This is a genomic window from Siphonobacter sp. SORGH_AS_0500 (assembly GCF_002838835.1).
Taxonomy (GTDB): domain Bacteria; phylum Bacteroidota; class Bacteroidia; order Cytophagales; family Spirosomataceae; genus Siphonobacter.
Genome location: NZ_NHPP01000011.1, coordinates 49,161 through 62,936, shown reverse-complemented (window position 1 = coordinate 62,936; position 13,776 = coordinate 49,161). Strand labels below are relative to the sequence as shown.

At 45.4% G+C, this 13,776-nt stretch carries 12 protein-coding genes and 1 pseudogene; 8 read left to right on the top strand and 5 right to left on the bottom strand.

What is annotated here, in order from left to right:
- Positions 1-3 precede the first annotated feature (3 nt).
- Complete coding sequence (locus tag BWI96_RS14410; RefSeq protein ID WP_106637305.1) at positions 4-717, top strand: phytanoyl-CoA dioxygenase family protein; 714 nt, start codon at positions 4-6, stop codon at positions 715-717.
- Positions 718-731: 14 nt separating this feature from the next.
- Here BWI96_RS14410 and BWI96_RS14415 read toward each other — a convergent pair whose 3' ends face one another.
- Positions 732-953, bottom strand: coding sequence for a hypothetical protein (locus tag BWI96_RS14415; RefSeq protein WP_106637304.1), 222 nt, complete (start codon positions 951-953; stop codon positions 732-734).
- Positions 954-1,258: 305 nt separating this feature from the next.
- Here BWI96_RS14415 and BWI96_RS22470 point away from each other — a divergent pair, with 305 nt between their 5' ends.
- On the top strand, positions 1,259-1,642 hold the full coding sequence (locus tag BWI96_RS22470) for a hypothetical protein (RefSeq protein WP_232793737.1): 384 nt from the start codon (positions 1,259-1,261) through the stop codon (positions 1,640-1,642).
- 56 nt (positions 1,643-1,698) lie between these two features.
- A complete protein-coding gene (locus BWI96_RS22475) occupies positions 1,699-1,857 on the top strand; it encodes a hypothetical protein (RefSeq protein WP_232793736.1) in 159 nt (52 codons plus the stop codon).
- Positions 1,858-2,126: 269 nt separating this feature from the next.
- On the opposite strand, the gene tnpA is transcribed toward BWI96_RS22475, so the two are convergent.
- From tnpA to BWI96_RS14435, 3 genes are all read right to left on the bottom strand, one after another.
- Positions 2,127-2,573 carry an IS200/IS605 family transposase gene (gene tnpA / locus BWI96_RS14425; RefSeq protein ID WP_106637303.1) on the bottom strand — a complete coding sequence of 149 codons (447 nt, stop codon included), beginning with the start codon at positions 2,571-2,573 and terminating at the stop codon, positions 2,127-2,129.
- Between the two features lie 283 nt (positions 2,574-2,856).
- The gene (locus BWI96_RS14430; protein WP_106637302.1) at positions 2,857-4,269 is read right to left on the bottom strand and encodes a glycoside hydrolase family 125 protein; all 1,413 of its coding nucleotides are present in this window, start codon (positions 4,267-4,269) and stop codon (positions 2,857-2,859) included.
- A gap of 114 nt (positions 4,270-4,383) precedes the next feature.
- Positions 4,384-6,468, bottom strand: a complete 2,085-nt coding sequence (locus BWI96_RS14435; RefSeq protein ID WP_106637301.1) for an alpha-L-fucosidase — start codon at positions 6,466-6,468, stop codon at positions 4,384-4,386.
- Positions 6,469-6,675: 207 nt separating this feature from the next.
- On the opposite strand from BWI96_RS14435, the pseudogene uvrA reads away from it, so the two are divergent.
- Positions 6,676-9,524, top strand: a pseudogene (gene uvrA, locus BWI96_RS14440) (excinuclease ABC subunit UvrA).
- A gap of 131 nt (positions 9,525-9,655) precedes the next feature.
- On the opposite strand, the gene BWI96_RS14445 reads toward uvrA, so the two are convergent.
- Positions 9,656-10,045: a hypothetical protein gene (locus BWI96_RS14445; protein ID WP_106637300.1), complete on the bottom strand. Its 390-nt coding sequence runs from the start codon at positions 10,043-10,045 to the stop codon at positions 9,656-9,658.
- 312 nt (positions 10,046-10,357) lie between these two features.
- Between BWI96_RS14445 and BWI96_RS14450 the strand changes: the two genes are divergently transcribed.
- From BWI96_RS14450 to BWI96_RS14465, 4 genes are all read left to right on the top strand, one after another.
- Positions 10,358-11,146: an alpha/beta hydrolase gene (locus tag BWI96_RS14450; RefSeq protein WP_198555263.1), complete on the top strand. Its 789-nt coding sequence runs from the start codon at positions 10,358-10,360 to the stop codon at positions 11,144-11,146.
- A 105-nt stretch (positions 11,147-11,251) separates the two neighbouring features.
- The gene (locus BWI96_RS14455) at positions 11,252-11,809 is read left to right on the top strand and encodes a GNAT family N-acetyltransferase (RefSeq protein WP_106637299.1); all 558 of its coding nucleotides are present in this window, start codon (positions 11,252-11,254) and stop codon (positions 11,807-11,809) included.
- Positions 11,810-12,214: 405 nt separating this feature from the next.
- Positions 12,215-12,556 (top strand): glycosyl hydrolase family 28-related protein, encoded by a 342-nt coding sequence (locus tag BWI96_RS14460; RefSeq protein ID WP_106637298.1) that lies wholly within the window; start codon positions 12,215-12,217, stop codon positions 12,554-12,556.
- A 14-nt stretch (positions 12,557-12,570) separates the two neighbouring features.
- Positions 12,571-13,449 carry a glycoside hydrolase family 28 protein gene (locus BWI96_RS14465; protein ID WP_369804175.1) on the top strand — a complete coding sequence of 293 codons (879 nt, stop codon included), beginning with the start codon at positions 12,571-12,573 and terminating at the stop codon, positions 13,447-13,449.
- Positions 13,450-13,776 lie beyond the last annotated feature (327 nt).

Genomic DNA, 13,776 nt, shown 5'->3' with positions numbered 1-13,776 from the left:
CGTATGAATGCCTTACAGAAACAGATTGCCCATAAGGGCTTTGCCGTTACTGAACCGATTTTTGAACCCTCGGAAATTCATACGCTTTTAGAACAAATTGCGGAGTTAGACACCGATAAATCGACATTTCGTAAGACGAATGATTTATTTGCGATTCGTCAGTTTTTTAAAGAGGCTCCCGAAACCCTGGCAACCGTTTTCAATGAAAAATTAAAGACGTTAGTAACACAAACTTTCGGTAAGGATTTTTTCATCGTTAAATCCATTTACTTTGATAAGCCCGAGCAATCCAACTGGTTTGTTGCCTATCATCAGGATTTAACGATTTCAGTAGATCGGAAAGTAGAGGAAAAAGGGTTTGGCCCCTGGACGGTGAAACAGAACCAGTTTGCGGTACAACCGCCCCTGACTATTCTGGAAAACAACTTCACCATCCGCATTCATCTGGACGATACTCACGAGCAAAACGGAGCCTTGAAAGTAATTCCGGGTTCGCATTTGAAAGGAATTTATCGGCCAGATACCATTGACTGGACTCAGGAAACCGAAGCAGTTTGTTCGGTTTCCGCAGGAGCCGTTATGTTCATGAAACCCCTGTTACTACACGCCTCCAGCCGAACAACGAATCAGCAACGACGTCGGGTCATTCACATTGAATGTAGTAACAGCCCCTTACCGGAATCCATGCAGTGGTCCGAGTACCTGAACCCGTTTTGAATGGTTACTCAGCCCTAATCAAATGTTATGCTCATTAACCCAATCACTACGTCATTCGCAGAGCGGTTAATCTCAGTTCCTTCAAAGTTTTCGCAGGGTTTAGCGGTAGATCCAGAATCGTCGCGGCTCCGCTTTCCATTGAATTCCCCTGCTTTTGCACCATCCATTACTCCAACCGTTTTTAGATGCAATCGAGGTAAATGGACGGCTCCGGTAGAAAAAAGAGGAGGCCACATGTACCTTGGCGGGTGCCGTTTATGATGACAAATTCTTCGCCGTCGGGTCGGTAATTCTTTATGACAGTTCTCTTTGGCTAATTGAATGGGGTACCATTTCTAAGCAGCTAGCGGAAATACAATTCTTGCATAGATGAACAAACTGAACCGAAGAAATTGCTGATGTATTTTGGTCATTACTTATCGACTAATCGTTTTCAGGAATGAGGTTTTTTCTGCGAAAAGGAGAAAGAATGAATTTGTGCTTACGGTCTTGAAAACATAAATTCCCGCTTTTAGCGTTACATTACTTCAACCGACCTTCTATGCGTTTTCCATATTTTGCCCTGTATTTGAGCTTCTTTCTGGGGATAGGACTGCTTTTCCAGTCCTGCGTCCCTGACTTTCTATTGTCTAATCCAGACTGGGTAGTGATTGAAGCCTTTAATCATGAACCTACTTTCAAGCGAAAAACGGGGGTTTTGATCAGCCCGCGGGAGGTTTCTGCTACGGTTACGTTTGATAGTTCCTGCATTTATGATTTGCAAAGCGTAGATCAAAACGACTGGAATAAGGTCATTGGGTTGGGCTTTGTAGGTTCTAAAAATCAGAGTTTAGGTTCAGCCCCCCATCAAGTGGATGGAGCTCGCGTAGGCTGGCGGTGGAATCCGGAAACGCAGAAAATTGATCTGCCTGCTATGCCTATGTAGACGGCCAACGGACGGCTTTCAAAGTAGGTGAAACTGCGATTAACCAGCCCGTTCATTTGAGTATCAAGATTGATTATCACAAGAAAGAATACCGCGTCATGGAAGGCGAACCTGTACGCTTTACGCATAACAAGAAGTTTGCGTATAAGACGGGTTTATACTTTGGCGGCAATCGCCCCGCTCCGCATAGCATTCGGGTGAAGATCGTGGATTGAGTTTGGTCTGGAATTGATGATTAGCTGTGTAGTCTTTTTTGGTTGAAACATGCTAATTCCAGCGGGGTGAATTTGGGTAGCCCCGGATGATAATTTGGGGACTCCTATTTCCCCGGCTTAACACCCGGGGCTATTTATATTTGACCCCGCTGGGGTCTTGTTGCATAAATAAGTTTAAATGGGTTTATCCTGAATATCGTGGCTGTTTTCCCTTGGTATCATCCAAATCCATCCATACCGGGGATATTCATATTCCACCCATCTGGGCTTTATAGCAGGTATTTTTCGTCAAAGTCAATTCCGTGGATTTTTAGTAACTCCTTATATTCATCTGTGAAAGTTTTTCCCTGATGGTGTTCTTCCTGATTTTTAATGTATTCGATTAAAATCCATTTCTCTGTTTGAGAATAGGTAAAAGCTCCGTAACCCACCTGCCAGCCCCGAAAATCTTTGAATAGATTTTGTTCTTTAATATAGCTTGAACTGGAGAGTTTTAAGTTCTTGACCAATGCTGCTAATGCAACGGAGGGGTGAAGATTAATAGCTAAGTGTAAATGATCTTCAACACCATTGATTCGGTACACATGGCAGTTATACTTTTTCAGCACTCCCCACATATAAGAAAATAGACTACGCCGATTTTCTTTAAGAAGTGTAGGTTCTCTATGCTTAGTACAAAATACAATCTGATATAAGGTCTGCGTATAAGTATGCATTATTTTTTGATTGAAGGTTAACGCAAGATATTAAAATCAATCAAAAAAAATAAGCAATTATACTCAATTTTTATATCTTCATATTTGGAAAAAGACCCCAGCGGGGTCAAATACGAATAGCCCCGGGTGCTAACCCGGGGAAATAGGAGTCCCCAAATTATCATCCGAGGCTACCCAAATTACCCCCTCCAGGGTTAGTAGTTAGTATGCCCAAATCAAAAACCCTCCCAAAATCAGACCTATGCCTAATTCCGGAAGGGTTTAATGATTACACCATTACCCACTATAACTTCCCTTTCAAAATCGCAGGGCGTTCGTTGGCTACTTTCAATACCATCTCACCGAACAGCGTGTTTGACCAGGCAAACCACTTCCGGGTGAACTTAGCCGCATCATCTTTATTGAATGATTCGTGCATAAAGCCCGTTCCGGCATGCGTCGCTTTTTGTTGGCGTAACTGATCGCGAATCTCCGTATCACTTGTTGAAGTTAACGCACGCATCGTTACCGCAATCGGCCAGATGCTGTCTACTAGCGTGTGAGGGCTACCAATTCCTTCACCTGCTTTCCCTTTCGCGAAGTAAGGATTTGAATCGCTTAAAATCAGTTTACGCGTATTCTGATAAATCGGATCTTTGACTGAAACTGAATCCAGGTAAGGTAAGGCCAGTAAACTAGGCACATTTGCGTCGTCCATGAACAGGGCGTTACCAAAACCATCTACTTCGAAAGGATACACCTTACCGAATTTCGGGTGCTCCACAATAGCATATTTCTTCAGAGCCTGATCCACTTCATCCGCCAGCGTCTTACATTCTTTTGCCAAGGCCGCGTCACCAATTTTCTGGCTAATTTCGGCTGCCTGACGTAAGGATGCTACCGCGAAAAAGTTAGAAGGCACCAGGAAAGGAAACGTCGTAGCGTCATCCGAAGGACGGAAAATACTGGTAATCAATCCTACAGGCTTCGTTGGGTTACCCCATCCATCTCCAGGAACAGTATCCGTAGCCCAGGCCGTTTTACGGGTAAAACTGTAAGGTCCGCGATTTTCTTTGCGTTGCTGTTCTTTGAACGTCTGAACGATCAGTCGAATCGCCTGTTTCCACTCATTATCAAACGGACTGGTATCGCCCGTCGTTTTCCAATACCCGTACGCCAGCCGAATGGGGTAACACAGCGAATCAATTTCCCATTTCCGCTCGTGCAGTTCGGGCTTCATTTTGGTGTTATCCGAATACCACTCACTATGCCCAGGACCGTTGTAAAAGGCGTTCGCGTAAGGATCAATCAGGATACACTTCGTTTGCCGACGAACTACCCCTTCAATCAGTTTTTTCAGAGGCTCATCGTCTTTCACCAGTGAAAGGTAAGGCCACACCTGAGCCGTACTATCCCGCAGCCACATGGCATCGATGTCACCCGTGATGACGAACGTATCGGGCTTGCCGTTTTTCTCGCTGTAATGAACCGTAGTGTCCAGCGTATTAGGGAAGCAGTTGCCGAACAACCAGGCCAGTTCTTCATCGGCAATCATTTTTTGTACCCGTTGAATAGTGGCTTCTACTGCTTTACTCGTGAAATTCCGCTTGGAAGCCGGAACCCGCACTTCGGGGAAACTGGCGGCCATACCCGACAGGGGAAGCATCAGACCCGCTCCGGCCAGAGCCGTGTTTTGTATAAAATCTCTACGATTCATGATTAATTTGACTGTTTTCCGTTTAGAGTTTCAGGAAATATAGTTCGGAAACCCCTTTTCAAACTCAGATCGTTAAGGATCATTTCCCGGCGATCCTTAACGATCCCCTCCTAACTACTTAGTAATAACGCCGAGTTCAGCTACGTTAGCTACCGTCTCGCTGGTATCTGTGGCTTCAACCGCTACAAAACGCAGGTATTGTGCCGAATGAGCTTTTTTAAATAACACGCGTTGTTCCAGCGGGTTATTCTGAATATTGTCGAAACGTCCTTCCGCTACCGCCTGCCCCCAGTTTTGTCCATCATCCGACAGGAAAACCTGATATTTATACACGGTACCACGACGATGATCCGAAGCATCCGGCGTGTACGTGAAACCTTTCAGCGTCATTTTTTCTCCCAGATTCAGCGTTAGGGTATGGGGATATTTTTCATTTTTATCCGAAACCCAGATGGTCTTCACATCTCCATCAATGGCCCGATCTGCTTTTTGATCAATGCTCCATTTCGTCGAAGGAATGTCAAAATCAATCGAGGCTACCGGACCGCTCTGAGCCTTACCAAACGCTCGGGCTTTGACCGTTGCCGCCTGCGGTAATAAGAAGCTCTCCGTGTATAAAGCCGAACTAGCCCTGGGCTCTGAACCGTCCAGCGTATACCGAATTTCACGCACCGAAACGGGTGATTCAATACTCACCATCCCTTTCTGATTACGCTGAATGACCGGAGCTACTAACTGTTCGGGTTCTGCGTAAACGCCTAGTTCACTAATCGTTACGGCAACGGGTGATTTCGTCACACGAATGCGGACTTTTTCCGTGGAGTAATACTTCGACAAACGCACTAGTCGTAAAGCACCCACGCTTGTTCCGGTATGTATTTCTTTCCACTGTCCGTTTTCCCAAACATCCAGCTTAAACTCCTCGATTCGCTGCCCTAAAGCAATCGCCTCCCGAAGACTCAGAATATTGAATGTAACGGGTGTTTTCCAGGTCAGGATGATTCCCGGGGTGGTTGCCTGGTCTTTGCTGGCCCAATAGGTCTGACGGTTATTATCGAGAATATTTTTCGTAGGGAAAGCCGCTCCGCGACCTTCTGTAGCCGAAACCTGAGCCGTTTTCGCCAGATTTGTTGCGAAGGTTTTGCGAAGTATATCACCAAAAGCTTTCAGAATGACTACATCGTCATTATGCAGTTGTCCGGTTTTATCAGGCGATAACCCTAAATCCAAAGCCGCTCCGCGACCTACGCTTTTGTAATACAGTTCAAGTAACTGCTGAGGCGTTTTGGATTTCCCATCCTGACTGGCATGATAAAACCAGCCCGGACGCAGGGGAACGTCACATTCAGCCGGAATCCATTTCTCACCATTCCGCGTTCCTGTGGGAGCATCGTAGTCGTTAGCGTTGCCGGGTACGCCTTTGCTTTTACCATCGGCAGAAGTTGGCGTAAACGTTGCCCATGACGTTTCGTTGGCAAAACCTTTTTCGTTGCCCACCCAGCGAACATCCCAGCCTACATCGCTGAAAATGTTGGCATTAGGCTGTAGTTTCCGGGTAATCTGCCAGGTATTATCCCAATCGTAATACGTCAGGTTATTAATTTTCCGGGATTCGCGGGCACCGCCGTAATAGCCGTCCCCCCCGTTCGCTCCATCGTGCCAGGACATAAAGAGCGGACCATAGTTCGTATATAATTCCTTCAGTTGAGCCTGATAAATAGCGAGGTATTGATCTGTTCCATAAGCCGCATTATTCCGATCCCAGGGCGAGCAATACAGGCCCAGCTTCATACCATATTTTTGACAAGCCAGCATCATTTCCCGCACCATATCACCCTTGCCGTTGCGGAACGGACTTTTTGAGATGTTATAGTCCGTCGTTTTGGTAGGCCAAAGGCAAAAACCGTCGTGGTGTTTCGCTACGAAGACAATTCCTTTAGATCCCCCTGCTTTAGCCGAACGAACAATTTGCTCGGCATCGAAATTCGTAGGATTAAAGGTAGTAGGATTGGCATCCCCATAGCCCCATTCTTTGTCCTCAAAAGTTGTGGGCGTAAAGTGGACGATGTTGTAGACTTCCGTCTCATGCCATTTCAATTGACGGGCAGAAGGGACGGCTCCGTAGGGTTTAGGGGCTTGCTGGGCAAGACTGCTGAGGCTCAAGAAACAGCCTAGAATAGGTATGACGAGCTTTTTCATTCGTTCTTGGAGGAATAGTGGGCTAAGCAGTGAAGCATCGCTTTTTTATGATTAGAAGAGCAAAGGTGGCGTTTCAGACTCTATCCAATAATAAAAAATTTTATTAATCTACGAAGGTATCTATTTACCCGAATTCGTTTCGGTTTGGACACTGAAAAAAATACTTAAAAGCGGTAACTTTACTTGTTTTTACGTTGTTAGGACCTCATGGCAGAAACCACTCTTCCCACAATATCCACCGAATCCAACGGTCAGGAACTTATCGAAATTTTAGGTGCCCGCGAGCACAATCTCAAAAACGTTGATTTAACCATTCCCCGAAACAAACTGGTGGTCATTACGGGCATCAGTGGTTCGGGAAAATCTTCGCTGGCATTTGATACCATCTACGCGGAAGGCCAGCGTCGGTACATGGAAAGCTTCTCGGCCTATGCCCGGGGATTTATTGGCTCGATGGAGCGGCCCGATGTCGACAAAATTGAAGGCCTCTCCCCCGTTATTTCCATTGAACAGAAAACGACTTCCAAAAACCCACGGTCAACGGTAGGCACCACGACGGAAATTTACGATTTTCTGCGTCTGCTTTACGCTCGTGCGGGTGAAGCCTTTAGTTATGTAACGGGCGATAAAATGGTGCAGTTTTCACAGGATCAGGTCATTGACCAGATTTTGAGAGACTACGAGAACCGTAAAACGATCTTACTGGCTCCCGTCATTCGGGGCCGGAAAGGACATTACCGCGAGCTATTTGTTCAGATTGCCAAACAGGGTTATACCAAAGTTCGGGTCGATGGCGAAATTCAGGACATCGTACCGAAAATGCAGCTCGACCGCTTCAAAATCCACGACATTGAAGTAGTAATTGACCGCATTATTCCCAAAGACGAAGACCGCTTCCGGCTGAGTCAGTCCGTAGGAAAAGCTCTGCAAATGGGTAAAGGTTTGATGTTGCTTCAGGATGACCAGGATCAAACCCGCTGGTTCTCGAAAAACCTGATGGACCCCGTTTCAGGCATCAGTTATGATGAGCCTGCTCCAAATGCTTTCTCGTTTAACTCCCCTTACGGCTGGTGCCCGACGTGTCAGGGTTTGGGCGTGATTGAAGAAATTACCATTGATTCGATCATTCCCGATAAAAAACTGAGTATCAGTCGTGGAGCCATCGCTCCCATTGGCGAATACCGGGAACTCTGGATTTTCAAACAACTGGAAGTGTTACTGAAGCCCTTCAAGGTTGGTTTGACGACACCCATTGAAAAATTCCCGCCCGAAGCTCTGGAAATGATGATGTATGGAACGGATGAACCCGTACCCGTACCATCTAAAAAGTACGAAGGAACCGAGTGGAATACTAAGTACGAAGGAATCATTAACTTCCTGAAACGTCAACAGGAAAGTGGTTCGGACAAGATTCAGGACTGGCTCAAAGACTTTCTGGTGATTAAATCCTGCCCTGAATGTAACGGTGCCCGACTGAAGAAAGAAGCCCTTTGGTTCAAGATTGATAACAAAAACATTGCCGAACTGGCAAACATGCAAATTTCAGAGCTGGCGTCCTGGACCATGGGGCTGGAAGACCGCATCAGTGATCGTCAGCAGGTAATCGGTAAAGAAGTATTGAAAGAGATTCGCAAACGAATTGGCTTTCTGCTCAACATCGGGCTGGATTACCTGACGCTTAATCGGCCCCTACGAAGCTTGTCGGGTGGCGAGGCTCAGCGGATTCGTCTGGCCACGCAAATCGGCACTCAACTCGTTGGTGTTCTGTACATTATGGATGAACCTAGCATTGGCCTTCACCAGCGGGATAACGTCAAACTGATTCAGTCGCTTAAAGATTTACGCGATTTGGGTAATACGGTTCTGGTCGTCGAACACGACAAAGACATGATGCTCGAATCGGATTATCTGGTTGATATTGGACCCGGTGCCGGTCGCCACGGCGGCTCGGTCGTTGGACAAGGAACACCGCAGCAATTCCTCGAAAATCATTCCACTACTTCCGACTACCTGAGCGGACGCCGGAGCATTGAGATTCCGGCGGAACGTCGAAAAGGAAACGGCAAAACACTGAAGATTAGCGGAGCGAACGGTAATAACCTGAAAAATGTAACCCTCAAGTTGCCGCTCGGCACAATGATTTCCATCACGGGTGTTTCGGGTTCGGGGAAAAGTACGCTGATTCACGAAACCTTATTCCCGATTCTGAATCAACATTTTTACCGCTCCAAACGCGAACCGATGGTTTACAAATCCGTTGAAGGACTGGAGCATTTGGATAAAGTAATCGAAGTTGATCAGTCGCCGATTGGTCGTACACCGCGTTCGAACCCTGCTACGTATACAGGTATGTTCAGCGACATTCGTACTTTGTTTTCGGAGTTACCCGAAGCAAAAATTCGGGGATACAAAGCCGGTCGCTTCAGTTTTAACGTCAAAGGCGGTCGCTGCGAAGGTTGCGAAGGAGCGGGATGAAAAAGATCGAAATGGAGTTTCTGCCGGATGTTTACGTCCCTTGCGAAGTGTGTAAAGGCAAGCGTTTTAACCGCGAAACCCTGGAAGTACGTTTCAAAGGTAAATCCATTTCCGACGTGCTGGACATGACCGTAGAACAGGCCGTAGAGTTTTTTGAAAACCAGCCCAAGATCCTCCGTAAAGTTCAGACCCTGAACGAAGTAGGCTTAGGTTACCTGACGCTCGGGCAGCAAGCGACTACCCTTTCCGGCGGTGAAGCTCAACGAGTGAAGCTGGCCGAAGAGTTATCGAAAAAAGACACGGGCAAGACGCTGTATATCCTCGACGAACCTACCACGGGCTTGCACTTTAAAGACATCGAGCATTTGCTCAACGTGCTTCAAAAGCTGGTTACGAAAGGAAACACCGTCCTTATTATCGAGCATAACCTAGACGTAATTAAGGTTTCCGACTGGGTGATTGACTTAGGCCCCGAAGGTGGTAACGGCGGCGGCCAGATCATCGCCGAAGGAACACCCGAAACCGTAGCCAAAGTAAAAGGTAGCCACACGGCGAAGTTCCTAAAGATGGAGTTAGCTTAATCACTCATCCAATAGCAACAAAAAAGCTCTTCGAATGGAAGAGCTTTTTTGTTGCTATTCATTTCCCTGACCTGCTAGTTGGTATACAGAGCAAAGCGAAGGACCTTTTCTATAAAATCTCATTAACGTTATCAGGATCGTTTTCTTTCCACCCGTAGTCGATCAAACAAACGGATGAATTCCTGACACGCTTGTTTGGAAGCCAGCTTTACCTCACCATAAGCTCGTCGAAAGCCCGGGTCCTGTTCCATTGTTATAGCCGTCCCTTTTTGCAGAAAAAACTGGACAGCATACGCTCCATCCTGCTTTTTCCAATCCATTAACGTCGTTTCATCCAGCGGAATAATCCACTGGTTGATCTGCACCGCATACTGCTTTTCAGGTACATAGACTTTTGCAGTATCCGAGGTTTGCTGGAGTAAAGTCTGCATACGAACCACACTCACCGTAGGATGGCTCTGAGCCAGGCCTTCAACCGTTGCCAGACTCATCATAAGTAAGATACAGGTGATGAACTTCATGCTTATCAAGTTGTTAGTTTGTCCGAAGATGTCTGTTTTGTCGAATAGGTTGCTTCGATCTCCTGCCCCAGATGCTTTTTATTGTACCTGTCATCCAGAGCGAAGCAAAGGAACTTACTTACTTTTCGAACGTACTTGATCATGAGGGAACTTTAGTAATGCTGAAGTCGCCTGATTCTACAGAAGGTCTTCGTTCGAGAGGACAGGTTAATGAATCTTCGATGAAGCTATTCTGATTTTTGTACGATCATTAAATCATTTAGTAAGCTTGAGGTTTCACGGGCTTTGAAGAGTTTACCCACTCTATTACCTTTGGCAATACGTATACTTTTCCTGATTCTTTATTTAGAAATGAGATATTTTATCATAGCCCTTGCTCTTTTTATTTTCGCTCAATGCAGCAAACAAAAGCCCTTAGCTAATACCAAAAAAAATGTTCAATTTGATACATTAACTCTATTTGATACGAGCAGAAACAGAAGTATTCCAATTGCTATATATCAGCCTAAAAGTGACCTAAATGGTATTCCTATAATCTTCAGTCATGGGTATGGACAGAATAAGGGTGGAGCGTATTTAGAATATTCGTACCTGACCGAATTTTTAGCATCAAAGGGATATTTTATCGTTAGCATCCAGCATGAATTACCAACGGATAGTCTTCTACCGAGCACTGGAAAACCGCAACTAGTTAGACGATCCAACTGGGAAAGAGGAGTTCAGAATATTCATTTCGTCTTACAGGAAATGAAAACCAAATATCCGACATTGAATTATGCTAAATTAGCACTAATGGGTCATTCCAATGGAGGCGATATGACGGCTTTATTTGCTCATCAATATCCTGATTTTGTAAGCAAGGTTATTACCCTGGACAATCGAAGAATGGAATTACCCAGAACATCTAAACCTCAAATATTTACCTTACGATCCGCAGATTATCCTGCCGATGATGGAGTGTTACCTACGGATACAGAAGCTCAACAACTCGGTATTAGGATTCAGTTCACCCCTATTAAGCACAATGATATGGATAATGATGCCAGGCCAACAGAGCGGGAATATATTCAGAATAGAGTATTAGCGTATCTAAGGAAATAATAAATCCTTACAGTTAACTTATTCACCAAAGCCAGTAAAGCTATTTGTTTGGGCTTGTATATGTTCAACAGCTAGACCTTATTTCAAACTAACCTATACTCAAAAATGGAACACGACAAGAAATACCTATTCACATCCGAACGACTTGGATTTAGGAATTGGGAACTGGCAGACATTGACAAAATGCACGAAATAAATTCAGATGAAAAAGTAATGGAATTTTTCCCAGGTATTCCAACAAAAGAACAGACCACTGAATTTATTGGTCGAATGAAAAAGCAATTTGACGATAAAGGATTTTGCTACTTTGCAGTGGATAAACTTGAGACTAATGAATTTATTGGTTTCATAGGACTTTGTGAGCAAACGTATGAAGCTGAATTCACTCCCTGTATTGACATCGGCTGGAGAATAACAAGCAGTGAATGGAATAAAGGTTTCGCAACAGAAGGGGCGAAGAAATGTCTTCAATATGCTTTAAATGAATTAAAACTTGAAAACATATATTCAGTTACACCAAAAATCAATACAAAATCAGAACGTATTATGGTAAAAATAGGGCTAGAAAAACAATATGAATTTGAGCACCCGTTGTTAACCAATAACGAAAGACTTAGAACTTGTGTCTTATATAAAACTGAGACACAAGCTGAACTATTTTAGAGCTATTAAAATCAGGTAAAGTCAAATGCTAGTAAGATAAATTTAAAAACTGTCTATATAACATCCGATCTAATTCAAGTATTAACTTTAAATAGGAGCCCCTTAAATTTTAGAGCCGTGAGCGTTTACAACTGGTAACTGAATGCATCTACCATGTCGAGTGATACCTGGCATGGAATACTCTTCGAAATGAATACCCGGACCCGTCTAAAGTCATCCAAAGATTAATAACTCCTCTTTGCTTTTTGGTCAGCAATGCATACCCTCTAAATCTGTGTTCATGGTTACTAAACCAATGACTAGCTGATGAGTCATACCACGACCTGAGGAACAATCATCAAACGTGCCCTATTTACTTCCCTTGCTAGATAAGGGCACTGCGAAGGATTCAAAAAACAAATAGTAATGAACAACCGAAACAGTTTAATTGCCCTGTTTCTCACGCTCATCATTAGTAGTCTGTTAAGAGTATTCTTGGCCTGTAAGCCGCAGGATCAGCCCCATCCCACGAACCCATCGGTAACCCTCCAGTTGCTAGCCGATGGCGTTACCGACCAGGCTAAGCCCCTACAATGGGCCATTGACTCCTGCGGAGCAACCGGGGGCGGTACGCTGATTTTGCCCGCCGGAAAGTATCTGATCAGTCCCATCATTCTACGTAGCCGGGTAACTCTGCAACTGAATCTGGGGCCACGCTGCTGGCCAGCACCAACGCTGCTGACTACACCAGTAAACTCCCCAACCTGATCAATGGCGATTCATTGACCGATGTGAGCCTGAAGGGACGAGGCACCATCGACGGGAACGGGGCCATCTGGTGGCAACGGTTTCGGGACAGTGGTAAAACCCTTAGCCGCCCCCGTCTGATTTACATAACCCGCTCTACAAACCTATTGATTGATGGGCTCACACTCATTAATTCACCGTCATTTCACCTGGTTCCTAGCCAGTGTCGGTATGTAACGATTCAGAATCTGACCATCACCGCTCCGCTTGACTCACCCAATACGGACGGCATCGACCCGGCTAACTGCACACATGTGCTGATTCAGAACTGTACTATTGACAATGGTGACGACAATATTGCCATCAAAGGTGGACGCAGCAATGGGCAGATCATCCAGCCCAGTCAGGACATTCAGATTCGAAATTGTCAGTTTCTGCATGGGCACGGCTTGTCAATAGGGAGTGAAACCTCTAGCGGCGTAACGGGTGTATCGGTGACGAATTGTACGTTCACCGGAACGACCAATGGTATTCGCATTAAATCGCAGTCAGGACTCGGTGGGCCTATTCAGGGCCTGTCTTATAAGCAGATTACCATGACCGACGTGCCCAATCCGCTGATTATCGACCTGGCGTATTCACTCAACAGTAATAATGGGTATCCCAATGATATACCATCGGTCTCGGGCCTAACTATTGACCAATTGACGGTAACGGGTGCCAAAAACGCGGGTAGTCTGGTGGGATTGACGAACAGCCTGCTTCAGAACCTGACGTTGTCAAACCTGCACATCAACGCCCGTACGGGATTAGTTCTACAAAATGCCCGCAATGTAGCAATGAATGCCTACCATATTGAGGTCAGCAGCGGACCCTCTGTTATTGCACAAAACGCAATCGGCACTGGCTTTTGAGTAATTTTCACCTGCTATTCGGCTGAAATGGTCAGCCTTGTATGTGCCTAAATTCGATAGTGAGATTTCGATAAATACCACTAATGATGGAAACAGGAAAACGTAAATCGCAACTGTTCGTCCGAGACTGTGTCACGGATGCCTGAGGAAAGCGTCTGCGACGCTCAGCATTACAAACGCTTTTCTCACGTATCCGCGTTTTAAAAACGCACTAAAGGAGGTACACCGTCTTTGGGTAAATTAATAACCAATACTCGCAGTCGCTCGGCTCTGCCGAGTGACCCCATGGTTGTAGGCCTCTGGCCGTCTCAGGCAAAGAAATCTAAT

Excerpts from the sequence above, each read along its gene's own strand:
- BWI96_RS14430 (WP_106637302.1), bottom strand. The coding sequence starts at position 4,269 with ATGAATCGTAGAGATTTTATACAAAACACGGCTCTGGCCGGAGCGGGT.
- BWI96_RS14445 (WP_106637300.1), bottom strand. The coding sequence starts at position 10,045 with ATGAAGTTCATCACCTGTATCTTACTTATGATGAGTCTGGCAACGGTT.
- BWI96_RS14455 (WP_106637299.1), top strand. The coding sequence starts at position 11,252 with ATGGAACACGACAAGAAATACCTATTCACATCCGAACGACTTGGATTT.
- BWI96_RS22470 (WP_232793737.1), top strand. The coding sequence starts at position 1,259 with ATGCGTTTTCCATATTTTGCCCTGTATTTGAGCTTCTTTCTGGGGATA.
- BWI96_RS14435 (WP_106637301.1), bottom strand. The coding sequence starts at position 6,468 with ATGAAAAAGCTCGTCATACCTATTCTAGGCTGTTTCTTGAGCCTCAGC.
- tnpA (WP_106637303.1), bottom strand. The coding sequence starts at position 2,573 with ATGCATACTTATACGCAGACCTTATATCAGATTGTATTTTGTACTAAG.
- BWI96_RS14460 (WP_106637298.1), top strand. The coding sequence starts at position 12,215 with ATGAACAACCGAAACAGTTTAATTGCCCTGTTTCTCACGCTCATCATT.
- BWI96_RS14415 (WP_106637304.1), bottom strand. The coding sequence starts at position 953 with ATGTGGCCTCCTCTTTTTTCTACCGGAGCCGTCCATTTACCTCGATTG.
- BWI96_RS14410 (WP_106637305.1), top strand. The coding sequence starts at position 4 with ATGAATGCCTTACAGAAACAGATTGCCCATAAGGGCTTTGCCGTTACT.